This is a genomic window from Vibrio sp. SG41-7, assembly GCF_014164465.1.
Classification (GTDB): Bacteria; Pseudomonadota; Gammaproteobacteria; order Enterobacterales; family Vibrionaceae; genus Vibrio; species Vibrio splendidus.
In genome coordinates this window covers 1-25,274 of the sequence record NZ_JACJFF010000001.1, presented here as the reverse complement: position 1 = coordinate 25,274, position 25,274 = coordinate 1, and the positions used below count along the sequence as shown (strand labels likewise).

Genomic DNA, 25,274 nt, shown 5'->3' with positions numbered 1-25,274 from the left:
ACAACAGCAACAATATAAAAACACAAAAAACACCATTCCATATACAGAGTTTTAACTGGCACGTAAACAATGTCCGAGGAGTGAAAACTATCAGTAAAGGTGATGCGTAGGCCTTGGCATGCAGTAAACGTTTGCTTAATAGATCAATCAAACTCACTGTATTTGGAGAGCATAGTCTCGAGGTAAATGCTTTGCGAACGGTTCATACGATCTTGCCATGCAACGGAAACAGTAATGCTTTTTAACGCTCCCGACAAAGCGCCAGCAGCATTCTCCACCTCACAAGTCATCGCATACCCAGAGTCCGACAAACCGGATAAAGGATCTGAGCTTGTCGTGTTGAGACAATAGTTCGCTTGATTGAGTTGCGAAAAAGGAATAAGTCCTACTGCCCCACTCACATCCGAGACTCGCGTTCGATAATATTCCATTTGCCTTTCAGCAAAGTGAAGTGCCTCTACACTGTGAAGCGCAAGGTCCGACTTTTGCTCCGCATAAACTTGCAGCTTAACCAACCCTAACGAAGCAACACCGATGAGCAAAAAAGAGATAAGCACCTCTATCAAACTGAAACCACGTTGTTTAGAAGTCATTCCATGATCCTCGCTTCCATTGATAAATAGAAGGCGGATCACTCGGATTAGATTCTGAACGAAAATCCAAATCCATATCACCCACAATCGTTGTCACCCCAAGTGGCGAATCGAAGATAAGGCCACCTGAAGGTAAACCAGAAGCAAATTGAATCCCGACACTTTTTTTCAGGACGGTAGCGTCATCGATGTCTTTGATAAAAGGTGCAAATACATTAGGAGTAACAAGCGCTTCCCAGAAGTCATCTATACGAGTTTTAATATGACTCTTTTGATAATCGACCAAAGGATAAATCACACCGTTGTAAGTCATGGCACCATTTAACGCGAGCACACCATCTTGAATCACTAGAAGTTGAGATTGATTGTTGGCGGCGGCAACCGCTGAATTGATATGGCAATTTCCCTCAACCCACAATCCCTTGGTTTGCCCAGGAGTAAAATGGTCCATGATTTCGGTGCCACACTCTGTCGCATTCAGTATCTGTACGTGCTTAAAAAGGTCAGTGTCTTGAGATAAGTCGACAATATTTTGATCCGTTTTAGCGATACCAAAAAAGGTATAAAACGGGTTCATATTAGGATCAGGATTAAAATCTTTTTTGAAGGGAAGCGGATTCGTTCCTTGATAGGAATCAGGCGCATAGATTGAATAACTACTTCCCGAACTGCCTTTAGGGATCTCCGTCTTATAGTCGCTATCACACACGCCATCAAAACCAGAAAACGGACCATCCGCACTTGGGTCGAGCACTTCTAAGCCTAACGTTTGTCCTGAATCACCATGTGTTGAATCGTATTGGTAAGTAAAAAGGTCGGCAAAAGTAACACTCACGCATTCATATTCATTACCATTGATCGGTTCTTCTTTAACTGTAGGCTTCAGGCTCAATGTACCGATGATCTCAATCGGCCCTGTTGATTGAATCGCCCCACTTCCTAACTGAGAGCTCTCACGAATGGTTTTAGATAGCAGCTGTGTATCGGTTGTAGATGCAACAATATAAGCAATGGAACTCGCACTATCCGAAACCTCAATTTGGGGGGCGTTGTCATATGGAGAACACCAATCAGAAAAGTCGGCATGGCGTGCACTGGCATCTTTGATATCTAAAACGGTTTTATCGAGCTCACGTAGATAGGAATAAGTACACTCTAAACCACCTTCTGAACGCCAGTGATTTTGCCTTCCTTGCACCTCATTCTGAGCCACTTTAATTTGATGAAACACACTGCGATACGTGCCTAACGTCACCACTAAAGCACCAACTAAAAGCACCGATGTGATCAACAAGGTCACCACGCCGCGTTGCTTTCTAAACACCATCATTGCCAGTTCCTTTGTTTAACGGAAACCGAAACCGATTTGGTAACACCTGCGGTTGGAATTGAAGCCGTAATGCTGATATCGGTAAACGTGGTTTTAATAGAGTTCAGCTCTAATAACTGAGCATCAACGCTGAATGCGTCTACCTCGATCAGGCTGTCATCGAAAAGTGAGTAACATCCAGTAACCTGATTAAAAATAGGAATCGCCTCAGATACAGTGGTGCCCTTCTCACAAATTTGTAGCTTGGTTCCATCTTTCCGATAAACGATATTTCGATTATCTTTGTTTCCGTTCGAGCCCTCTCTGAAATAGACAAACCCAACGGCAACACCGCCACTCACTTGGATGGTGTTACTCGCTCCAGACAGCTTGATTGAGTAACCATTAGAGCCATCAGCCCGCCCGTTGGATATCCTCCTTCATCACCTGCATCGTGCTTGTTAGGTTTTGTAGCAGCAATAATTCAATGCCTTTGTCTTTGGCTATTCTCTGCCCTGTTATAAAGACACTACCGATAATCGAAATCGCGAACACACCAATCACAGACGCCACCATTAACTCAATTAATGATGTGCCTTGCTGCCTGCTAGGAGCTACCGCTGTCGATTTAACAGGCATCATAGCCATACTGTGCACTCGATTCACCGCACACCTTAATTCGCCCCGGTGGACTGGATAATTTGATCAACATCCGATCGGTTGAAGCTGTATTAGGAGAAAGGTAAATCGTCCCTCTTGCTGGCCTTCCTCTCACACTCTCAAAGCTAATTCTTGCGCCTGTGTAGTTATGAGAAAACGAGACATCTCGAAACGGTTGACCCGATAGCATCACCAGCGTTTCGCCGGAGAGATCTTCGGTCGGCTTCAACAACAGACTCCACTCCCCTGTAGATTGCTCTTCATTTTTATCCATCGAGAAATGAACCCAAAGATCTTGATTCCTTTTTACTGACTCTGACTTAGCCTGAATAAGAAAACCATTCAACTCGCCAGCCAATCGCTGCATCTTCACGGTTTGCGTTACTGAACTAAAACTCGGGGCAGCCGTCGCTATCAGTATCGATAACACCGACACCGTGATTAACAGCTCTATTAAAGTAAACCCGCGAGTCATTTCCCAATTTCCTATGTAATACTGCTCGTAACCGTATTTAATCTTGCGCCGATGCTACCACCGGAGAAAAATAGGCAGAGATATTAAAGGAAACTACTCGCGATGATTCGAAGAAATATATGCAACAACAACAACTTAAGCATTAGGGGGATGACATTGATCGAATTATTGATCGCTATCGCCATCGTGGGGATACTTGGTGCCATTGCCTATCCAAGTTATACGAGCCATGTAATTAAAGCGCACCGAGTCACCGCGATAGCTGATATGACAAAGATACAATTGGAAATGGAGACGCTGTACACGGGAAACTATGCATCCGCAGCGGAGAATATTATTTCCGGAGGGACATGTTTGTTTTGCGATACCGACACCAGCCGATACACGTTAGCGATTTCGGCGAGTAGTACAACCTATGCCATTCAAGCAGAACCACTTTCACAGCAAGTGAATGATGGATGTTTAGATTCGATTACCGATATATTGGAATTACACCACTCGGGTGTTTCAGAGCCAGAAGCGTGTTGGAAGTAACAAGAACAACCACCAAAGGGCTCGATAATTTATCTGAGAAATCTCGACTCTTTCTTCTCTGATCTACAGATACAAAAAAGCCTGCACACTGGCAGGCTTTAAAAATTTCAAATCACTATCAATTACTTAGTTAGGTCATCGAAGAAGTTTTTAACACCGCTGAAGAAACCTTCAGACTTTGGCTTGTGCTTGCTTGCCGCTTCACCACAACATGTTTCTTCGAATTCACGTAATAGTTCTTTCTGACGAGAGCTTAGCTTAACCGGTGTCTCAACCACTAGTTTAACGATTAGGTCACCCACACCGCCGCCACGAACGCCTTTCACGCCTTTGCCACGCATACGGAACATACGGCCCGTTTGTGTTTCTTCTGGCACTTTAAGGTTTACACGACCATCTAGTGTTGGAACTTCAACTTCACCACCTAAAGCAGCCATAGAGAAGCTTACTGGCACTTCACAGTAAAGGTTGTTGCCGTCACGCTCAAAGATGTTGTGCTCTTTTACGTGTACTTGTACGTACAAGTCGCCAGCTGGAGCGCCGTGCTCCCCTGCTTCGCCTTCGCCAGATAGACGAATGCGATCACCAGTATCAACACCTGCTGGGATCTTAACGTTAAGCGTTTTCGTCTTCTGCTTGCGACCTTGACCATGACATGAGTTACATGGGTCTTTGATGATCTTGCCTTTACCGTTACAAGTAGGACAAGTCTGTTGAACCGCAAAGAAACCTTGGCGCATTTGTACCTGGCCGTGGCCATGACAAGTACCACACGTTTGTGCAGAAGAACCCGCTTTCGCGCCGCTACCGTCACAAATATCACACTCTACAAGAGTTGGTACTTCGATTTCTTTAGATACACCACGAACGGCTTCTTCTAGAGAAAGCTCCATGTTGTAACGCAAATCAGAACCACGTTGTGCACGCGCTTGACCACCACCGCGACGACCGCCGCCAAAGATATCGCCAAACACATCACCGAAGATATCGCCGAAGTCACCTTGGCCACCGCCGCCGTAACCGCCGCCACCCATGCCACCTTGTTCAAAAGCTGCGTGGCCGTATTGGTCATAAGCTGCTTTCTTTTGAGCATCGGTTAAGATCTCGTACGCTACTTTTACTTCTTTAAATTTGTCTGCTGCGCTGTCATCACCCTGATTACGGTCCGGGTGGAATTTCATCGCTAAGCGTTTGTACGCTTTTTTAATATCGCGCTCTGATGCATCGCGGCTTACGCCTAATACTTCGTAAAAATCACGTTTTGACATGTTCTAGGTCACCAAATAATTGCTACTACCGAATGATCACTTCAGTAGTCTATGTATCAATCTAGATAAAAGTTCTGCCGGCTGAAATGCCGAATAAAGCTATTATCTAGATCGACAAGTCTAAATACAAATTTACGGGCGTGAGAGTTACCTCTGACGCCCGTATCTTTAGAAATCGAAAAACGACTTTTTCTAAGCTAAAACACGTTAGTTCAAGGAGAAGGCACGGACTTTCTTAGCCAATAAAGAGGCAAGTGTAAGTGAGTACCTTCGACGCAGAAATCACGTGTTATAGCGACGAAAAATTATTTTTTGTCTTCTTTAACTTCTTCAAACTCTGCATCAACAACGTCGTCATCTTGCTTAGGTTGTTCACCAGCGTCAGCACCAGCTTGTTCAGCTTGAGCTTTCTGTTGAGCAATTTCCATTAGCTTTTGAGCTGCTTGCATAAGTTCTTGAACTTTAGCGTCGATAGCTTCTTTGTCGTCACCAGACTTAACTGATTCTAGAGCTTCGATAGCTGCTTCGATTTTAGCTTTCTCGTCTGCAGGTAGAGCTTCACCAGCTTCTTCTACTTGCTTCTTAGTGCCGTGAATCATTTGGTCAGCTTGGTTACGTGCAGTTACTAGCTCTTCGAACTTCTTGTCAGCTTCTTTGTTAGCTTCTGCTTCTTGAACCATTGCTTCGATCTCTTCCTCAGACAAACCGCCTGATGCTTGGATAGTGATCTTCTGCTCTTTACCTGTCGCTTTATCTTTAGCAGATACGTTCAGGATACCGTCAGCATCTAGGTCGAATGTTACTTCAACTTGTGGCATGCCACGTGGTGCTGGTTGGATACCTTCTAGGTTGAACTGACCAAGAGACTTGTTGTAAGTCGCTTGCTTACGCTCACCTTGAAGAACGTGGATAGTTACTGCGCTTTGGTTGTCTTCAGCTGTAGAGAACACTTGATCCGCTTTAGTAGGGATAGTTGTGTTTTTCTCGATAAGCTTAGTCATTACACCGCCCATCGTTTCGATACCGAAAGATAGAGGAGTAACGTCTAGAAGAAGAACGTCTTTAACTTCACCAGCTAGTACACCACCTTGAACAGCAGCACCCATTGCAACAGCTTCGTCAGGGTTCACGTCTTTACGTGGCTCTTTACCGAAGAACTCAGTTACTTTAGCTTGAACCATAGGCATACGAGTCTGACCACCAACTAGGATAACGTCAGTGATTTCGCCTACAGATAGGTCAGCATCTGCTAGAGCAACTTTTAGTGGCTCAAGAGAACGTTGAACTAGGTCTTCAACTAGAGACTCAAGCTTCGCACGAGTCACTTTGATGTTCATGTGCTTAGGACCAGTCGCATCAGCAGTAACGTAAGGTAGGTTTACGTCAGTTTGAGTAGTAGAAGAAAGCTCGATTTTCGCTTTTTCTGCTGCTTCTTTAACACGCTGCATTGCTAGTGGATCAGCTTTAAGGTCGATACCTTGCTCTTTCTTGAACTCATCTACTAGGTAGTTGATCATGCGGTTATCGAAATCTTCACCACCAAGGTGAGTATCACCGTTAGTTGAAAGAACTTCGAAAGTCTTCTCGCCTTCTACTTCATCGATTTCGATGATAGAGATATCGAATGTACCACCACCAAGGTCGTATACAGCGATAGTGCGATCACCACCTTGCTTGTCTAGGCCGTAAGCCAGAGCAGCAGCAGTAGGTTCGTTGATGATACGTTTAACATCTAGACCAGCGATACGGCCAGCATCTTTCGTTGCTTGACGTTGAGCATCGTTGAAGTAAGCAGGAACAGTTACTACTGCGCCAGTTACTTCTTCGCCTAGGAAGTCTTCAGCTGTTTTCTTCATTTTCTTAAGAACTTCAGCAGATACTTGAGGAGCAGCCATTTTTTGGCCTTGCGCTTCAACCCATGCATCACCGTTATCAGCTTTAACAATGTTAAAAGGCATGATTTCGATATCGCGTTGAACTTCTTCATCTTCAAAACGACGACCGATTAGACGCTTAATCGCGTATAGCGTGTTTTGAGGGTTAGTAACAGCTTGACGTTTCGCAGGTTGACCAACTAGCGTCTCGCCTTCAGTGTATGCGATTACCGATGCTGTTGTGCGTTCGCCTTCAGCATTTTCTAATACGCGTGGTTTGTCACCGTCAAGAACAGCAACACAAGAGTTAGTAGTACCTAAATCAATACCAATGATTCGACCCATCAGGCTTTCTCCGAATAAATTCTATTTAGTTTTTTGCTATACCCACTATGTGGGGGGTAGTAATCAGGGATTCAACCCTAATACACAAAATTTAAATGCAAATGTATTTTGCTTTCGTATGCACCATAGATAAGGGCTCACGAAGCCTTTTCAAGGGGGATACTGGATTTTTTCACATTTATTTTAATAAAAGGAATGATTAGACACGAATACATCTCATTACCTTAATGTGAGCCCCATAACTGGGTTGATCACCCAATAAAAAACGGAGCCACTTAGGCTCCGTTTATCTATTCAGGCTTTCCACTTAGATTGCATCTATAGAGGAAAAGTTTTTGATTATGCTTCTGCTTTCTTTAGTTCAGCTTCTTCGTTAGCTTCAACGCCGATTTCGTTTTCAGATTTCGCTACGATAGTGTTAACCGCAGTATCACCAACAACGTTAGAAGAAGTACAGAACATGTCACAGATACGGTCAACAGCAGCAACAATCGCTAGACCTTCTGGTGGCAAACCTAGTTGGTGCAATAGAACACCGACCATAACCACACCACCACCAGGAACACCACCAGCACCGATAGACAGTAGCAAGATAGTTAGACCTAGAGTAAAGATATCAGCAGTGTTGATTGGCTGACCGAATGCGTTTGCTACGAACATAGTTGCTAGTGCGATGTAGATAGATACACCAGACATGTTCATTGTTGCACCTAGTGGTACACCGAAACCTGCCACTGACTTAGATACGTTCAGTTTGTCCGTCAGAGTACGCATTGTTACTGGAATCGTCGCGTTCGAACTTGCCGTCGATAGTGAGAAAAGGATTTGCTCACGAGTTGCACGTAGGAACTGCTTTGGAGAAATACCAGTGAATGAACCAACCATCATTGGGTAGAAGAAGAAGATCCAGAACACAAGCATTGCCACAACAAGCGCTACATAGCCAGCAACTGACATTAGCGTGTTTGCATCAAGTGTTGCACCTAATTGAATCATCAGAGCAAATACACCGTATGGCGCAAGGCTCATTACTAGGCCGATAAGCTTCATCATGATTTCGTTAGCCATCTTGAATGTCTTGATAGCTGGGCCACCACGAGAATCAAGAGCTTGGATAGCAAGACCAGTCAGAATAGCCATGAAGATGATTTGCAGCATGTCTCCGCTTGCAAATGCTTCTACAGGGTTGCTAGGAACGATATTAACAACAAGAGAGAAGATATCTGGCGTTTCAGTTGTTGTAAGCGCAATTGTCTCAGAAACTGTACCCGCTAGATTCGCACCAGCACCCGGTTGGAAAATAAGACCAATCGTTAGCGCTGCAGAAATCGCGATGATGGTGTTAATAATGTAAAGACCAAAGGTTTTACCACCAAGACGACCGAATGAACGAATATCTTTTAGCTCAACGATACCGCAAACAATAGATACGTATACAAGAGGTACTACAAGCAACTTGATAAGTGATACGAACATACCACCAGCACCTTCAGCAGCGCCGAGTAGGTACGTATCAAAAATAGCAATGCCGCTGAATAGGTACTGAATAGCAGTACCAATAATAAGGCCGGCAAACAAGCCTACAAAAATCTTACTTGAGAGCGATTTGTCCATCGTTCTTCTCCAGTTTGTTGTGTTTAAAAATTGTACTTTTATAGTTATATATGCGACCCAAATCGCTATATTGCAGTGGATTTTACATACAAAGGTAACAATTAAAAGCATTTATTTACAAAAACATTACAAGTGTGACATCAAAACATTTCTTCATTAACAACCAGTTTCATAATATAAAACTCTAAATCACTGTTCTGGATAAAATAAAAAGAACGACATTCTTAATGCGATTTTGGTGACTATTCACGTGGACTCTCAAGTTACAGGCATAAAAAAAGAGAGGCATATGCCTCTCTTTTCATTTCACGTTAACCAGTGAATTGTTTTGTCGCCGCTATTGTCTTACTTCGCAACTGCAATAATCAACTGCTTAGCAAGCGGCTACTCAATTACTTAGCAACCATTACCATTGCAGGGCGAATAACACGGCCGTTAAGCTCGTAGCCTTTCTGCATAACAAACATCACAGTGTTTGACTCGTGGTCTGGGCTTTCTTGAATAGACATGGCTTGGTGGAATTCAGGGTTGAATGCTTCACCTTCAGGGTTGATCTCTGTAAGACCAAATTTAGCCACTGTATCTACGAACGTTTTGTGAGTTAGCTCAACACCTTCAAGAATCGGCTTAACCGCTTCGTTCTCAGCATCTGCAGCTTGTACTGCACGCTCTAGGTTATCGATAACAGGTAGTAGGCCTTCAGCGAATTTGTTTAGCGCGTATTTACGTGCTTTATCCACTTCTTGCTCAGTACGACGACGCATATTCTCAACTTCAGCCTTTGCGCGAAGAACAGAATCTTGCTGCTCTTTCACTTTAGACTCACTAGAAAGCAGTGCGGCTTCTAGTTGAGCAATTTTTGATTCCTGCTCATCAGCCGCGTCTTCATTCAGTTCAGCTTCTTCAACTTTCTCAGCTTCAGCAATGATCTGATCTAGCTCTTCTTCGGTTACTTTGTTTTCTTCGTTGCTCATGATATCTCCAGAATTCGTTTTCAATGCCAGTGACAGGCGTGTTTGCGCCTCAAATTGATATAAAACACTCGCATAGACGTTCAACTTGCCTTTATTATGGGGATGAAGAATTTTGATTCAAGCCTAATTCGTTTGGAAACGTTATGAAAAAGCCATTTGAAGTCATCGCAATTATTGGTAAACCTCGAGATCAGCAAGCAATTCAGACTCATAGAGAGCTCTATCAGTGGTTAAGTACTGAGGGTTATCAAGTGTTTGTTGATGATAGGCTCTCCAGCATTTTGGACGATATCCCACAAGAACATTTTTCTAGCCTGATTGAATTGGGTAAACGTGCCGATCTCGCAATTGTTGTGGGTGGTGATGGAAATATGCTCGGTGCCGCTAGAATTTTGTCACGTTTCGACATTTCAGTGATAGGTGTTAACCGAGGTAATCTTGGTTTCCTAACCGATCTCAACCCTGAAAACTTCCAGAGCGCGCTGACTGATGTGCTTAAGGGGGAGTTCATGGAAGAAGAGCGCTTCTTACTTGAAACTGAAATTCATCGTCACGGCCAGATAAAAAGCCACAATGCAGCCCTTAATGAGGCTGTACTGCACCCCGGCCAAGTCGCGCACATGATCGAGTTCGAGGTGTATATCGATGACAGCTTCGCCTTCTCACAGCGCTCTGATGGCTTGATCGTCTCAACCCCGACAGGTTCTACTGCTTATTCGCTTTCTGGCGGCGGCCCTATCCTATCATCGAGCCTAAATGCTATCTCACTAGTGCCAATGTTCCCGCACACCCTTTCAAGCCGCCCACTTGTGGTGGATGGAAAACGTCGTATCAAGTTGATCGTATCGCCTGATAACCGCGGCACTCAGGAAGTCAGCTGCGATGGCCAAATCTCGCTACCGGTTTCTCCTGGCGATGAGATCCACATTTACCAAAGCCCGAATGTACTTAAGTTGATCCATCCTAAAGACTACAACTACTACCATGTTCTACGTAACAAACTAGGCTGGTCGAGTAAGCTGTTCTAAAAGAATAAACGCTCCAGTGGCAACCAAAAATTTGAAAGGCAGACGACATTCGTCAGCCTTTTTTATTGCCAGTAAAAAGCCCGTCGGCTCTAGCTTCTCTTCAATTCCTTATACCGTCATTCTCAAGAGGGAGGAACGACTGAGTTGGGAATCTATAGTGGTTTCAGTGATCTACGGACGCACTCAATTCTGATAACGGTCACAAAAAATTTTCACCTGTCGACTTTACTGTATAAAGAAACAGTATATACTGAGCTTATATACAGTATTGTTCAGTTATACAGGTAAATAAAAATGCTGGCTCATCTAAGTGTTAATAATTTCGCTATTGTTAAGTCTTTACAGCTAGAACTTTCTAAAGGCATGACAACAATCACCGGTGAAACTGGTGCGGGTAAATCTATCGCTATCGATGCTTTAGGCTTATGTCTTGGAGGAAGATCAGATGCGGGAATGGTTCGACAAGGTGAAGAAAAAACCGAAGTCAGTGCTGCTTTTTTACTTGAGAACAATCTACACGCTACCCGCTGGTTAGAAGACAACGAGCTGCTTGATGGCGGTGAATGCATATTACGTAGAACCATCTCTAAAGAAGGTCGTTCTCGCGCATTCATTAACGGCAGTCCTGTCCCTCTTTCACAATTGAAATCGCTTGGGCAGCTGTTGATCAACATTCACGGTCAACACGCGCACCATCAATTGATGAAGAGCGATTACCAAATGGCCATGCTTGATCAATACGCAGGCCACTTGAACCTGTTGAAATCGACACGTAATGCTTACCAAGCCTGGCGACAAGCCGATAACCACTTGAAAGAGTTACGTGAAAATAGCCAGCAAAATCAAGCTCAAAAACAACTTCTTGAATACCAAATCAAAGAGTTAAATGAGCTGTCTATTGGGGAGGAAGAATATGAAGACCTCGAACAAGAGCATAAGCGCCTCTCCAATAGCGGAGAACTGGCCACAACCTGTCAGCAAGCTATCGAGCTTATTTATGAAGGCGAAGAAGTTAATGCGCTTGGTATTCTGCAATCGGCCAATAACTCCCTAATTCAGTTAGCTGAGCTTGATGAAAGATTGGCTGAATTGCCGAGCTTACTGTCTGAAGCCATTATTCAGATTGAAGAGACCAATAACGAATTAAGAACCTACCTAGACAGCATTGATGTCGATCCGGGTCGTATGGCTTACGTTGAAGAGCGTTTCTCTAAAGTGATGTCTATGTCTCGTAAGCACCACGTGTTACCAGAAGAGCTGTATAAGCACCATCAAGACTTATTACAACAAGTTGAAGCGCTTGATTGCTCTGATGAAAAGTTGGAAGAATTAGCAAACGAAGTAGAAAACCAATACCAATCGTTCGTTGCCAAATCAGAGAAGCTTCATAAATCTCGAACTCGTTACGCAAAAGAGCTCAACAAGCTGATCACGCAAAGCATGCACGAGCTGAGCATGGAAAAAGCGCAGTTTGCCATTGAAGTGAACAACACCAACACGCACCCTTCCCCATTGGGTATGGATAACGTGACCTTCATTGTTTCGACCAACCCAGGCCAACCAATGCAGCCAATTGCTAAAGTGGCTTCTGGTGGTGAGTTATCACGAATCTCACTAGCGATTCAGGTGATTACAGCGCAAAAAGTGGATACACCAAGCCTGATTTTCGATGAAGTCGATGTGGGTATCAGTGGGCCAACCGCTGCGGTTGTCGGAAAAATGCTGCGTAAGCTGGGCGAATCTACGCAGGTGATGTGTGTGACGCACTTACCTCAAGTTGCCGGTTGCGGTCACCAACAGCTGTTTGTTGCGAAGAACACGAAATCAGGTAAAACCGAGACCCAAATGCACACGCTTGATGAACAACAACGCGTTTCAGAGCTTGCTCGACTGCTTGGTGGCAGCCAAATTACCGAATCGACACTTGCCAATGCAAAAGAGTTATTAATCGCAGCTTAGGTTACATATTCGGCAACTTTCTGATAATTTACCGAAAATTCTTGGCAATTTTGCAACTTAATTCAAAATTGCCAGTCATAACAAGCTCAAAGCGCAAGGAGCTTTTTACTTCTTGCTGGAGCTTGTTTATTATCAGGCAGTATTTTAGCGAAGAAAGATCTCAAACTATGCGAATTAAAAAGTGGTTAGTTGCAGTTCCACTTGCACTAACAATGTTGACCGGTTGCTCTCTACTAGAGAAGTTGGTTTATCGAATTGACATCAATCAGGGTAACTATGTTGAACAAGAAGCTGTCGATCAGCTCAAGTTTGGCATGACAAAAACACAAGTTCGTTACGTTATGGGCTCACCAATGCTTATCGAAAACGGCTACCCAGATACGTGGTATTACATTTACCACCACCAAAAAGGCCATGAAGACCCTATTCAGAAAAACCTAGTCGTTAACTTTGATGCCACAGGTACTCTAGTAACGATCAACGGTGATTTTGAAGCCAGTGATGAGTTCTTCGAAAGCCTTCGCTAGCTTTCAACCAACAAAGCTTTCCAGTCAACAAAGCTCTTAGCCGATAAAGCTATCAGTCGACAAAGCTATCGGTCGACAAAACTATCAGTCGACAAAGTATGAATCGCAAAAGCCTGCTCACGAGCAGGCTTTTTAATATCCGCTAACAAATTAAGTGCGTTGTCTAACCAACAGGCACAAAAAAGCTCGCCAATACAGCGAGCTCTCTTCTAAGTTAAATTTGTTTGGCATTACGATTTAGCGGCGGCCGCTTTTGCTTGTTCAGCACGCTTACGGCGAATCTCTTTTGGATCGGCTAACAGTGCTCGGTAGATTTCGATACGGTCTTTATCACGAACCGTCGCATCTAGCTTAACGTTACGGCTGAACACACCAACCTTGTTTTTCGCTAAGTCGATCTCTGGATACAACTCCAAAACACCAGACTGTGCGATGATCTCTTCAACGGTCGCGTTCTTGTTCACCACCAAGGTAAACACACGCTGTTCGTGCGGAAGTGCAAACACAACCTCTACGTGGATCATATCTGATTCAATAGTCATGGCTTAGTAAACCTGTTTCGCGCGTTGAGTAAAAGCACTGACCATATTGCTCGTCAGCTCATTGAAAACCTTACCAAATGCCATTTCAATCATTCGGCTAGAGAATTCAAACTCTAACTTAAGCTCAACCTTACACGCTTGCTCATCGAGCGGAGTAAAGTACCAACCACCCTGCAGCTTTTTAAACGGGCCGTCCACCAGTTCCATCAAGATCTCAGCACCATCCGCTAAACGGTTAGAGGTAGTAAATGTTTTGCTGATCCCCGCTTTAGAGACATCAACCGAAGCCACCATAGTTGAATCTGAAGATTCGATCACACGTGAACCAGAACACCCTGGCAAAAACTCGTGATAACGAGCAACATCATTGACCAAGCTGAACATCTGGTCGGCACTAAACGACACTAATGCTGAACGAGTAACCTTTGGCATATAGACTCCTGTTAAAGACAGCGTTACATTAACACAAACTGCAATTTTAATTGTATTGGGCCAGAGCGCAAATAAAAAGGATTCCCCAACTAGGGTGCAATCCGTATAATGAGGCCATTATGGCAAAGAATAAATCAAAATCAAAAGCCGGTAGCAATACCATTGCGCTTAATAAGAAAGCTCGCCACGAATATTTCATCGATGATGAGATAGAAGCGGGGCTTGAGCTACAAGGCTGGGAAGTAAAATCCCTACGTGAAGGCAAAACCAATATCGCAGAAAGCTACGTCTACATCAGAGACGGCGAAGCATTCATTAGTGGTATGACGATCACTCCGCTAACTCAAGCGAGTACTCATATCGTGGCGAACCCAACACGCATCCGTAAACTACTAATGTCGAGAAAAGAACTCGATAACCTTATCGGTCGTATTAACCGTGAAGGCATGACACTTGTCGCAACCGCGCTTTACTGGTCTCGCTCTTGGGCGAAGATTAAAGTTGGCGTAGCGAAAGGTAAAAAGCTGCACGATAAACGTACTGATATGAAAGAAAAAGATTGGGCGAGAGATAAAGCACGAATTATGAAGAGTAATTTGCGTTAATTTTAAGCACTTAAACGCACAGTGCTAGACAGGCAATGCTTTTCTGGTACTATGCAAATAACACTTGGGGCTGATTTAGGATTCGACAGGAATTTTGAAGTCTGAGGTGCATGCCGTGGGGCGGTTGGCCACGTTAAAAGCCGCAAAAAAATAGTCGCAAACGACGAAAACTACGCACTAGCAGCTTAATAACCTGCTCAGAGCTCTCTTACCCTAGCTTCCGCTCGTAAGACGGGGACCAATAAGAGATCAAACCCAAACTAGCTAGCGCGGATTCTCCCACCTGAGAGGAAAAGCGCGAATAACAATTCAGGTTAGCCTTTAACTAGCGTGTCGGTTCGCAGGTTGCTGGTGAAATTAAAGATCGACTAAGCATGTAGTACCAATGATGAATGATTTTTGGACGCGGGTTCAACTCCCGCCAGCTCCACCAATTCATTAAATTAAGACGTCTCAGGACGTCTTTTTTTATGCCTTAAACTCCTGAATTCTCTACTATTTACCACTTTTCCCTGTCCCAGATAGTCCCAACCCATTCCACCCTATTCCAACTTTCTTTCTCCCCATTCCATTCCCCAAAACGTATGGTTATAGTTTTGGGGAGATTTGGGGAGTGCCGTTATTCCCCAAGAAAGTTGGAACAACACAATGAAAAAAAATACTTACTATAAAAATCTTACCCTACCAGAAAACAAAGCCGAATTGCTTGTCAGCGATGGTGAAGGTCTTTCCCTTCGAGTTCGCAGCGGTAAGAAAGGGAGCACTAAGAATTGGCTCTTCACATTTACTAGCCCACTGACCAAGAAACAAACGAAGATGAGTTTAGGTAAATACCCTGCCCTGTCATTGGCTGAAGCTCGTAGAAAAACCTACGCTTTGAACGAAATGATTGCCAATGACTTAGATCCAAAAGTTAAGGTTGAAATTGCGAACATCATGACCGATGGCAAAGTGACGGAAAGTAACTTTGACGAAATGCATGATTACTTGAATCAAAGTTTCACTTTCAAGCAAGTAGCAGAGCTTTTCTTAGTCAAGAGAGAGCGTGAAGATCAGATAAGCATCGACAACGAGATTAAAGAAGCTCGCAAAGAAGCGGATGAGCAAGGTCGCGCTGTTTCTGAATCGGTACTTAAAGACATCAAAAGTAAACGCAGAGCCACTCAGGACATCAAGAGTCGCTTAAATAACTACCTACTTCCTAAACTTGGCAAGATACCAATCAAAAAGATAGAGAAGCCACTGGTTGTTAAAGTGCTTGAACCTATCGAAAAGCGAGGCAACTTAGAAACCGTTAAACGCTGTTGTCAGATTGTTCGTCAAATAGCCGAGTTTGCTGAGACTAAGGGATACATTAGTTCAAAGGAGTACGCTAACTTTATTACGCTTAATAATGCCTTCTCAAAACCGAAGTCTTCTAATCAACTCACCGTTAACCCTGAGCGCCTTGGCGAAGTCATGGAGAAGATGGGGAATAGCAATATTCAAATCACGACTCGTGCGGCTTTTGAGCTAATGTTGCATCTACTGTCTCGAACTGGCGAAATATCAAAATTACGCTGGGATGAGTACAACGAAGTAGAAGGGATTATAAAAATTGGTGGCTACAGAATGAAGGGCAACAATAGCCATATCATTCCATTAAGTCCGCAAGCTAAAGCAATCTTAGACTATATGCATCCTATTACGGGTGACTCCGAATATGTTTTCCCATCCTGTAAACCAGGAGGAAAAAAACCTTACATGAACCCTCAAACGGTCAATATGGCAATGAAGCGCTCAGGCTTGGGCGGAACCATAGTCGCTCATGGGCTGAGATCAGTTGGCAGTACCACGCTTAATGACTGTCAGAAGTTCGGACATATTGAACGCTTTGATCCTGAGCAAGTCGAACTGTGCTTGGCGCACATGGATAAAAACAGTGTGCGACTTATTTACAATGGTGCAGAGTATGTTGAAAAGCGTAGAGAAATTCTGTCCTGGTGGAGTGATTTCATTCTTAAGCAGACGGGAAACTTCTACTCTCTGGCAGGTCAAGTATCCGTAAGAAAATAAACGTGACTCAAGCCTCATTTACAATAATGGGACTTTACTCTCCAAATAGACGATAATACGATTAACCAGTCATCCATAATGTGGATGCGCAAAAGCATAAACAGTGCTGTGAGCACTTAAAACATCACACCTATATAATAAGCAAAATTGCGAAAGATAACGATAATAACTAAAACAAACACTTATATAAACTTAGCCGTTAATAATAGCTGTTATGATTTTATGAAGTACGACTATCTTTTAATCGTTTTTGCTTTTGCTTATTAAATAGGCAACGTGTAATGAAAACACAAAAAATACAATTACAGTTTATGAGTTTCGCTGCTGTACTAAAACTTGTACCAATGTCTCGCTCAAACATTTATCGAAAGATTAAGAGTGGTGAGTTCCCCCCAGGCATTTCTTTGGGCGGAAGCAGTATCACTTTTTTACGATATGAAATTGAACACTACTTGGTTTCTTTAATTGAAAATAAAGATAAAAAAGATACCGTTCAAGAGTTGATAGAGATGAGAGGACAGCTAAGAGACAAGGTCACTTATCCCATCTAAAACTGAATTAGACTAACCCGCACTTGTTGCGGGTTTCTTGCATCAGGACGCTCTACTTTGACGAATATGCTCAAATAAAAACCCATCAGATAAAGCATACATACTTTTATGTTCGCTATCCCCCTAAGCATACACTCAATGACGGTCGCTAAGCGTTAAGCAAACATTAAAATAAGAAAATATGTGCCACTATAGCGAAAGTGCGTAATAACGCAGTAGAAATGCCGAATAGCGCACTGAAAGTGCGGAATGGCGCAGTAGAAGTGCTGTTTGACGCACTGCTTTTTGAGAGGAAAATGAAGATTTAGAAGAGTGCTAAAGCAAAATAACGCTTGAGCCTTATATTAAATTTATAACTTTAAAATAGTTATAACCGTTATAATAGTTATAACACATTTTCTTGAGGGAATAAATGATAATAAATCTCAAGTAGATCTGGTTTTCATAATACAAGAAGCCAAGGTACTGAAATATCTTCGCCTAACCACGCTGAGCAAAAGCAGTTAAGTAAGTTATCGCTAGCCAAATAATAGAAAAAAATCAAAGCCATACTTGGCTTTGATACTTCTACTATAACCCCATTCCAGAATGCTCTACTTCTGCGTGCAACTCTTTCCAATTCGGACAGTGCTTCGTCACTAATTGCCAGAATACTTTATTGTGGCTTTTCTCCACTGTATGGCAGAGTTCATGGATGATGATGTAGTCCATGACATTGTTTGAAAACTCCATGCAGCGTGGATGAAACTCTAATACATCATTATCAGTGCAGTTAGCCCAGCGAGCTTCAAATTTTTTAATTTTGTATGTCGTGGCATCTAAACCTGTCTCTCGTTGCCAATGTCGGATACGAGAGCCTATCTTCTCTTGCGATTTCTTCTGATAGAAACGCTCAAGAGCCGCTTTAAATAGGTCTCGGCTAACAAAGTGACCTTCAGGCGATAACACCTTAAAACGGCTTTGATTAAAGCTAACCTCGACCATTGAAAGCTCAGGAGCAGGGATAACTTCACAATAGTATGTACGCCCTCTGTAGGGTGCTCTACTGCCGCTCACAATCTCATCTTTTTGCGGCTGGTTTACTTCAGCTAAACGCTGCTTGATCCAACGAGCACGATAACGAATCAATTCAAATTGCTCTTCTTCTGCCACATCTGGACCACGAAGAAGAACTGTCTTACCTCTTTCTACGGTGACGTAGTGATGTGACAACTTCTTATCAACTTTAAACATCCACTCGATTTCAGTGGTTCCATATTGGAAAACTGGCATAACGTTCTAAACCCAATCAGTTGTTCAGCATGATGTTAAAGATCTCGTTTGAGTGCTGGCGAGCGACTGTCATATCCCAACCACCGAGACCTCGCAGGATCGTACGTACTGTTTTCTTGATCTCGTTATGAATATCTTTCTGTTTTTTCCAGATAGGTGAAAGCATCACTTCCGCGATATCGGGATGACTAAAAATGCCCTTTGTCCAAGCTAGTGCTTCAGCCTCATCAACTTGTTTTTCTAGATAGTGGTACACAGACTTCTCTGTAGCCGTATCTAAGCCCATCTCTGATGGCTTAGCATCTTTATCTCGAACTCGTTGGGTAAACAACTCTAATTGTTCTAAGAAAATCGCCTGCTCAATACGACCTTCACGCTCATCATTGATAAGCTTTTCTAGCTCTTCTTCTAAATCACCAAAAAAAGCAGGATCTTTACCTTTGCCCGTCTTGATAGTGTGCTTAAGTTTGTTTTTCATCACGAGCGCTGCACTACCTGCACTTTTCTGTTTTCGAAGTAGATCCATATCTGCGGTATCAAGAATCGACACCTCACGTCCAAGAAGGCTTTTTACTTCACTGGCTTCAATGTGTTCATCCAGCATCGCTTTAATTAACTCTGACTCAGAAGCCGTTATACGAACCGCATCAGCACTGTCTGGCATTTTGTTACGCAGTTGCAGTTTGATTTCATTGAACACCTTAAAGTAAGGTTTAAAAGGTGCTCCCCGCTCATCGGGGAGCACTACATCTAATCGACTATTGAACTCTGCCACTGCGACTAAGAAATCTTCTACGATATCGAGTTTAGTATCAGGGTCTAAGAATAGATCAGCATCTTCCTTATACAATTCAGGCTGTTTAACCAAGTTGTATTTCTTAGGCAAAATATCTTGAATCTTAGCTAAGGAGGTTTTTAACTTAGGCAATTCAGACTCAACATCAGTCCACACTTGCTCGGGTTGAACATCATTACTATACATTTTCAGCGCTTCATCGAGATACTCAACTACACCATAGTAATCCACAATATAACCCGCTTTCTTTCCTGTACGAGTTCGGTTTACGCGAGCAATGGCTTGCAGCAATGTGTGCTCTTTTAAAGGTTTATCTAAATACAGAGTATTAACGATTGGCGCATCCCAACCAGTTAGTAGCATATCCGAAACTATCACTAAACCGATGTTATTAACCTTAGCGTCTTCATCTGTTTTATTTTCCGACTCGTCTCCATATGGCAATTTAAACTCATCATTGACCAGTTGAGAAATCTCCTCTGAAGGTACGGCAATTGGCTTAACACCTTCCGAAAGCTCGCGCTTAACTCGCTCTTCTATTGTTTCTAGCTTTGTTTTTGAACCAGTCTCATAATGAGCTTGTTGCTCGCTAATCCCTGTGCGTTTTTCAGTCATACTCCCCAGGGATATCACAACACGGCTTTCAAAGGTTGGAAGACCTTTGCTTTGGCGCTCAGCCATGATTTCATCAATCATATCTTTGTAGCGCACTGCCATATCACGACCGTCACAAACAAGCATGCCTTTAAAGCCTCTAGGTTTAACACCTGTTAGGAAGTGCTCCACTAGATGCTTTGCATTCTCTTCAATACGCTCAAGCGCACCACGTCTTTTTTTCAGTAACTCTTGTTTAAGCTTCTTCTTACGAGCCAATGGTTCATTGGCAAACTCATCTTCAAAGGCTTGTTTTAGCAAACCATCACTGCCCCATTGAGACATCCCTTCAAGGTACTTGATCGGTAATGTAGCACCATCAGCAACTGCTTCATCCAATCGGTAAGTATCAATGTATTCTGTCCCACCAAACTCCCCTAAGGTGTTCTTATCATCTTTAATGAGTGGCGTGCCTGTGAAAGCGATAAATTTAGCACGAGGTAAAGAAGCTCGCATAAAGGCAGCTAGGAAGCCGTATTGACTACGATGAGCTTCATCGACCATTACATAGAAGTTAGGCTTAGTACTCAGAACTCTAAAATCAACTTTCTCTTCACTGACTTTTTTCCATTTAGGCTTTAGTGAATTACCAGATGAATCAGATAATCCATAGTTTTTGTTGTTTTCTTTAACAATCCAGCACTGCTCTTTACCGTTATCATCTTTTCTTAGAACACGCTTCACTCGGCTTTTAGAGCTAGCACCGTCATCAGTTTCATCACTGTCTTCAGACTCTTGTGCTGCATTGATTTGTTTGCCATCACTTTCTTGAAATTTCTGTACAGTCGATGTAAAAATAGTGCCGTAATCATTGCTGAGCATACTTTCAAGCCCCGCGACAGAATCCGCTTTTGCAGCTTCAAGCCCTACATTAATAAAGGTATTGTGAATTTGCTGATCAAGACTGGTACGGTCGGTAAGCACCAAAATACTTGGATTACCTAAGCTTGAGACTTCTGTTCTCATTAATCGAGCAAGCAATGCCATCGTCAGTGATTTACCACTTCCTTGGGTATGCCAGACAACACCACCAAGCTCTTCGCCCATTAACGCAGGGTCTTTGCCTTGCAGACGAAGTAATGTTTTCTCTACTGCACGCCATTGTTGGTAACGAGGAAGCTTTTTAATCATGCGCCCATCTTCAACTTCAAACATTGGATAGAAGCAGACTAAACGGACGAAACGTGAAGGCTCAAACAGCGCCCAAATAAGCTTGTCTTGTTCTGATGGGGTTTTACCTAACTTCTGTTCCAGTTCTTCAAGAATGGCTTGTTCATCAGGCTTTTTTGCATCAAATTTATAAGTGAGGTAGAACTGTTCTGGCGCACAAATAGCACCATATTTTGCTTGGCTACGATTAATGGCTGCGCAAACCATATTAAAAGCAAAATGCTGGCTGAATGAACCTTGATAGCCATCAATTTGTGCAATGCCTTTGCTTAGCTTAACTGAGCTGGCTTTGCATTCGATTATGGCTAAAGGTAAACCGTTGATGAACAAGAGCAGGTCAGGTTTGAACTGTTCGTCATTGGCATTCTTCCCCAAATATTGATCGACTACGTGGAAGTGATTTCCCTCTGCGCTTGTTTGGTTAATAAAGCGGATGCTACGAGGTTGTCCGTTTTTGTCTTTTTGTTGCAGGTTAGAATGGAACAGTACGTCTTTCCAGAAGGTGTGGTTAGCAAGCATCAGGTCATTGTTTTGAGCAAACCAGATATCACGTAATTGCTTTATCGCTTTAGTAGCACCGCTTGGCACTTCCGCCAACCAAGGGTTTAAAGCGTGGAGCCTATCAATCAGAACCTCTTCCAATATCACAGGTTCTGCTTTATGGGTTTGTTTGACTTGGCTACCTTTGATATGGGTGTAACTCAGCTTTTTAAGCCACTCGATTGCAGGGCGCTCTACACCTGCTAATTCTGGTTTCGATGCATCAGCCTGACCTGACATTGCCATTCCTTCTTTTATCGCTTTTATTATTGCTAGTTAATGATGCCTTCTTATGAAGGCATCTTTTCTACTGGTGTACATTACTTAATGATTATCTAGCGGTACTCGCCATTCACCAGTTAGAAGTTTCTGCATTAAGCCTTTTTTGAGCTGCTGAGTTTCTACTTTTTGTTTTTCTAATAAAGCTAACTTTTCATCAACTGTTGATAACGTTTCAGCAATGATACTTTGCTCTTCCAGTGATGGAAGATACACAGTTAAAGGCTTCAAAACCTGTAGGTTTATATTTTTTTGCGCACTTTTAGTCGCTTTTGAATCTAACTCTGATTTTTGTGTCTGCAAAAAATAGAAGAGCCAATGTACATTGCATTTACTCTCATTAGCCTGAATACCAACCAAACTATCGGGGCAAGCTAGTGGGTACTTAGTTATTGCAACATCGCCTATATTCGCAGCGATAGTGATCAAGATAGTCCCTACTGGAAATATTTTACTTACTGTTAACCCCAACTCATTCAGAGTTTGAGAGTAAGTTTCAATATATGTAGCAGCGTTAACTACATCCCCAGTTTGAACAAAAGGAATCTCTCCCCCATAGTATTTAGGATCATTTCTAGGTCTAGCTGAAAATTTCCCTCGCTCCACAGTAGCAATACTTTCTAGACTCATTAAATTCCAACACGCTGGCACATTCACGCCTGATGCTACTTGGAACTCAGTATGTAGCTCCCAATTACCCTCTTCATCCTGAACACCAACACCCTCAGAAAATAGCTTCTGCATTAAGCCTGTTTTTAGCTTTTGTGTTTCTGTTATTTTTTGGTTAATGAGATCGATTTTCTGATCAGCCGTAGAGAGCACTTCAGCGATTTTTTGTTGTTCGTTTTTTTCCTTGGGTATAAATAGTCGTTGAGCATAAATATTGTTGCGACTTAAACTTGGAACTCCAGTTGCTTCATTTAGTTTTTCAAGATTGAGATTGCTAAAAACATAATACAACCATTTCACATCACAACTTTTTGGTTCTACGTAGAATGTTGTGTCAATAGTCCAAAATGGCATGTCTACGTAATGAACATTACCAATTGATCCTTTTCTACCAAGAATGATGCTTGGATTAGCATATAAATATTTGTCAGTAAAACCTACAACACCTCCTGTACCATAGATAGGAAATACCCCTCCTTCGATTTCAATTTCTTTAGGCGATTTTCCATAGTGAAGAGTACACAGCTCACTCACCGAAGATGTAGTCCAATTTTTCATCATCAAACCTCAACAGATAGCGATTTAAGATACATAGAAAGTTTTTTATCCACTTCATCCAACTGACCATCTATCTGCTTCAACGACTCCAGCGTACTGTTTATACATACGACTTCCTCATCTTCAGAAGTATCAACATAGCGGCTAATATTGAGGTTAAAATCATTAGCCTCAATCTCGCTCATATCTACAACACGTAGGTACTTATCTACAGCAACAGAATCCAACAATTTAGATAGTGACTCTGTGGTTTGTTCGCCAGCATCAATTACAGCTTGTTTAGCTTCATTATATTTCTTCGTGATTTTTTCGATATCTTTATCACGAAGGCGGCTCATTTTATCGCTATCGTCACATTCTTCCGATGCATCGATAAAGATCACTTTGTTTTTCATCTCAGCAGTTTTTTTCTTATTAAGAACAACGACCGCTGCTGCAATGCCTGTATTAAAGAACAAGGCAGGCGGCAAACCGACCACCGCTTCAATCAAGTCACCAGCTAGATCGTCTTTGCCTACTAATAAACCTTTGCGAATCTTACCTTCATCACCTTCACGGAATAGCACCCCATGAGGAACGACAACACCAATACGACCATCCTCTTTCGTTGATGCGATTATGTGCTGTAAGAAAGCTAAATCCGCTTTAGTGCGAGGAGCAACACCTAAACCAAAACGACCATAAGGGTCTTTAAGCTCAGAACTGTATTTAGGGTTAACTTCAACTTCTTTGCCTTTTTTGTCTGTCTTAGTCTTTTTATTGATTTCTAAAGGCTCCCACCACTCTTTTATCGAGAAAGGTGGGTTCGAAATTACTCGGTCAAAGGTTTGTAATCCGTTGCCGTCTTTATGTTGTGGGTTAACCAGCGTATCACCACGTTTAATGTCACCATCTAGGTTATGCAGAAAGATGTTCAGTTTTGCAATTGCCCATGTACCTAGGTTCTTTTCTTGACCGTATAACTTACAATTAGGCTTACCCATCACCATGCCATTGGTTGGGTAGTTTTCTTTGATGTGACGAGCAGCTTCAACCAACATACCGCCAGAGCCGTTGGTTGGGTCGTAAATTTCATGAGTCGGTTGCGGGTCGATTAGTTTTACTATTAGCTCCACTACTTCGTGTGGGGTATAGAACTCGCCCCCTTTCTTACCTGCATCATCGGCAAACATTGCAATAAGGTATTCGTATGCATCACCTAATAGATCGGGTTTGTAGAGGTTCTTATTGCCGAGCTTATGCTGGTTGAAGTGACGCAACAAACGCATCAACAATTCATTGCTCAGCTTCTCTTTATCACCAAACTGGATAGCGGTAAGTACTTTTTCTAAAGAAGGGTTTTGGCGTTCGATTTCTGCAAAGGCTTCATCTATGCGTTCACCAACATTTTCTGTCTTTTCAACTAAGTTAGCCCAACGAGCATCGACAGGGACGAACTGCTCTGGGTTATCCTCAAGAATAAGTTCCATTGCTTCATCACTAGAACACTGTTCTTCAGTCATTATCGCAGCAACACGCTCATCAAACACATCAGATAGACGTTTGATAAAAATAAGCCCAAAGATGTAGTTTTTGAAATCTGAGCTATCTACGGTGCCACGCATAATGTTAGCGCTGCCCCAAAGCCATTTTTTAAGATCACTAAGTTCAATAATTTCTGGTGCTGATTCTGTTGTCATAACCGATAATTCTCTCGATAGAAGTGCATTCGCTCTTGCGAATGCTTTTTACTAATTGAGGTGATTATACCTGACAGAATGCCGACTTAAGTAAACTCTAGTCATAATCTTGGTGATATTGGATAGCTAAGAACACTGTTCAAGCGCTTTTTTTTGTTTTTCATCGTGTGATTTCAGAAAAGTAAAATGTGAAAACCACATTAGAACAGTGTTCTCTTCTAACGTTGACCGATAAAAAACACCAATAGCAGAAATATCAGCAACTTAACAGTCACCACATTGATCATGTTGACTTTTATCGTCACGGATATC

20 protein-coding genes, 1 other RNA gene and 1 pseudogene are annotated in these 25,274 nt (G+C 42.6%); 8 read left to right on the top strand and 14 right to left on the bottom strand.

The features are described 5' to 3' along the window. Positions 1 to 143: 143 nt before the first annotated feature. The 4 genes and pseudogenes from H5300_RS00110 to H5300_RS00095 all read right to left on the bottom strand — a co-directional run bounded on the left by H5300_RS00110 (position 144) and on the right by H5300_RS00095 (position 3,037). Complete coding sequence (locus tag H5300_RS00110) at positions 144 to 593, bottom strand: prepilin-type N-terminal cleavage/methylation domain-containing protein (RefSeq protein ID WP_182795213.1); 450 nt, start codon at positions 591 to 593, stop codon at positions 144 to 146. Next, a complete protein-coding gene (locus tag H5300_RS00105) occupies positions 583 to 1,923 on the bottom strand; it encodes a hypothetical protein (protein WP_182795212.1) in 1,341 nt (446 codons plus the stop codon). Before H5300_RS00105 ends, H5300_RS00110 begins: the two co-directional genes overlap by 11 nt. Beyond that, positions 1,920 to 2,550: pseudogene (locus H5300_RS00100) on the bottom strand (PilW family protein). Before H5300_RS00100 ends, H5300_RS00105 begins: the two are co-directional and overlap by 4 nt. Next, positions 2,531 to 3,037, bottom strand: a complete 507-nt coding sequence (locus H5300_RS00095) for a GspH/FimT family pseudopilin (protein WP_004735168.1) — start codon at positions 3,035 to 3,037, stop codon at positions 2,531 to 2,533. Before H5300_RS00095 ends, H5300_RS00100 begins: the two are co-directional and overlap by 20 nt. Positions 3,038 to 3,139: 102 nt before the next feature. Between H5300_RS00095 and H5300_RS00090 the strand changes: the two genes are divergently transcribed. Then, positions 3,140 to 3,571 (top strand): type IV pilin protein, encoded by a 432-nt coding sequence (locus tag H5300_RS00090; protein ID WP_182795211.1) that lies wholly within the window; start codon positions 3,140 to 3,142, stop codon positions 3,569 to 3,571. Positions 3,572 to 3,693: 122 nt separating this feature from the next. Here H5300_RS00090 and dnaJ read toward each other — a convergent pair whose 3' ends face one another. The 4 genes from dnaJ to grpE form a co-directional block, all read right to left on the bottom strand. Beyond that, positions 3,694 to 4,839, bottom strand: coding sequence for a molecular chaperone DnaJ (dnaJ, locus tag H5300_RS00085; protein ID WP_009848332.1), 1,146 nt, complete (start codon positions 4,837 to 4,839; stop codon positions 3,694 to 3,696). 305 nt (positions 4,840 to 5,144) lie between these two features. After that, positions 5,145 to 7,058 carry a molecular chaperone DnaK gene (dnaK, locus tag H5300_RS00080; protein ID WP_009848331.1) on the bottom strand — a complete coding sequence of 638 codons (1,914 nt, stop codon included), beginning with the start codon at positions 7,056 to 7,058 and terminating at the stop codon, positions 5,145 to 5,147. A 339-nt stretch (positions 7,059 to 7,397) separates the two neighbouring features. Beyond that, complete coding sequence (locus tag H5300_RS00075; RefSeq protein ID WP_004735163.1) at positions 7,398 to 8,672, bottom strand: dicarboxylate/amino acid:cation symporter; 1,275 nt, start codon at positions 8,670 to 8,672, stop codon at positions 7,398 to 7,400. A 392-nt stretch (positions 8,673 to 9,064) separates the two neighbouring features. After that, entirely contained in the window at positions 9,065 to 9,646 is a 582-nt protein-coding gene (grpE, locus tag H5300_RS00070; RefSeq protein WP_017059864.1) for a nucleotide exchange factor GrpE, read from the bottom strand. Positions 9,647 to 9,789: 143 nt separating this feature from the next. Between grpE and nadK the strand changes: the two genes are divergently transcribed. The 3 genes from nadK to bamE all read left to right on the top strand — a co-directional run bounded on the left by nadK (position 9,790) and on the right by bamE (position 13,160). Continuing rightward, positions 9,790 to 10,674 carry an NAD(+) kinase gene (nadK, locus tag H5300_RS00065; protein ID WP_004735161.1) on the top strand — a complete coding sequence of 295 codons (885 nt, stop codon included), beginning with the start codon at positions 9,790 to 9,792 and terminating at the stop codon, positions 10,672 to 10,674. A 294-nt stretch (positions 10,675 to 10,968) separates the two neighbouring features. Next, a complete protein-coding gene (recN, locus tag H5300_RS00060) occupies positions 10,969 to 12,633 on the top strand; it encodes a DNA repair protein RecN (protein WP_017088942.1) in 1,665 nt (554 codons plus the stop codon). 167 nt (positions 12,634 to 12,800) lie between these two features. Next, positions 12,801 to 13,160 (top strand): outer membrane protein assembly factor BamE, encoded by a 360-nt coding sequence (gene bamE / locus H5300_RS00055; RefSeq protein WP_004735159.1) that lies wholly within the window; start codon positions 12,801 to 12,803, stop codon positions 13,158 to 13,160. A gap of 230 nt (positions 13,161 to 13,390) precedes the next feature. Here the strand turns inward: bamE and H5300_RS00050 are convergent, their stop codons facing one another. Then, the gene (locus tag H5300_RS00050) at positions 13,391 to 13,702 is read right to left on the bottom strand and encodes an RnfH family protein (protein ID WP_004735158.1); all 312 of its coding nucleotides are present in this window, start codon (positions 13,700 to 13,702) and stop codon (positions 13,391 to 13,393) included. Positions 13,703 to 13,705: 3 nt separating this feature from the next. Beyond that, positions 13,706 to 14,134, bottom strand: a complete 429-nt coding sequence (locus tag H5300_RS00045) for an SRPBCC family protein (protein WP_004735157.1) — start codon at positions 14,132 to 14,134, stop codon at positions 13,706 to 13,708. A 119-nt stretch (positions 14,135 to 14,253) separates the two neighbouring features. Between H5300_RS00045 and smpB the strand changes: the two genes are divergently transcribed. The 4 genes from smpB (at position 14,254) to H5300_RS00025 (ending at position 17,345) form a co-directional block, all read left to right on the top strand. Beyond that, positions 14,254 to 14,739, top strand: coding sequence for an SsrA-binding protein SmpB (smpB, locus tag H5300_RS00040; protein WP_004735156.1), 486 nt, complete (start codon positions 14,254 to 14,256; stop codon positions 14,737 to 14,739). Between the two features lie 66 nt (positions 14,740 to 14,805). Continuing rightward, positions 14,806 to 15,172: a transfer-messenger RNA gene (ssrA, locus tag H5300_RS00035) on the top strand. A 215-nt stretch (positions 15,173 to 15,387) separates the two neighbouring features. Continuing rightward, a complete protein-coding gene (locus H5300_RS00030; RefSeq protein ID WP_182795210.1) occupies positions 15,388 to 16,794 on the top strand; it encodes a tyrosine-type recombinase/integrase in 1,407 nt (468 codons plus the stop codon). A 281-nt stretch (positions 16,795 to 17,075) separates the two neighbouring features. Next, positions 17,076 to 17,345, top strand: coding sequence for an AlpA family transcriptional regulator (locus H5300_RS00025; RefSeq protein WP_182795209.1), 270 nt, complete (start codon positions 17,076 to 17,078; stop codon positions 17,343 to 17,345). Between the two features lie 570 nt (positions 17,346 to 17,915). Here the strand turns inward: H5300_RS00025 and H5300_RS00020 are convergent. The 4 genes from H5300_RS00020 to H5300_RS00005 all read right to left on the bottom strand — a co-directional run bounded on the left by H5300_RS00020 (position 17,916) and on the right by H5300_RS00005 (position 24,962). Further along, positions 17,916 to 18,617 (bottom strand): M48 family metallopeptidase, encoded by a 702-nt coding sequence (locus tag H5300_RS00020; protein WP_182795208.1) that lies wholly within the window; start codon positions 18,615 to 18,617, stop codon positions 17,916 to 17,918. A gap of 16 nt (positions 18,618 to 18,633) precedes the next feature. Next, on the bottom strand, positions 18,634 to 22,017 hold the full coding sequence (locus tag H5300_RS00015) for a type I restriction endonuclease subunit R (RefSeq protein WP_182795207.1): 3,384 nt from the start codon (positions 22,015 to 22,017) through the stop codon (positions 18,634 to 18,636). Between the two features lie 84 nt (positions 22,018 to 22,101). Continuing rightward, the gene (locus tag H5300_RS00010) at positions 22,102 to 23,283 is read right to left on the bottom strand and encodes a restriction endonuclease subunit S (RefSeq protein WP_182795206.1); all 1,182 of its coding nucleotides are present in this window, start codon (positions 23,281 to 23,283) and stop codon (positions 22,102 to 22,104) included. A gap of 2 nt (positions 23,284 to 23,285) precedes the next feature. Beyond that, complete coding sequence (locus H5300_RS00005) at positions 23,286 to 24,962, bottom strand: class I SAM-dependent DNA methyltransferase (RefSeq protein WP_182795205.1); 1,677 nt, start codon at positions 24,960 to 24,962, stop codon at positions 23,286 to 23,288. Between the last annotated feature and the right edge of the window lie 312 nt (positions 24,963 to 25,274).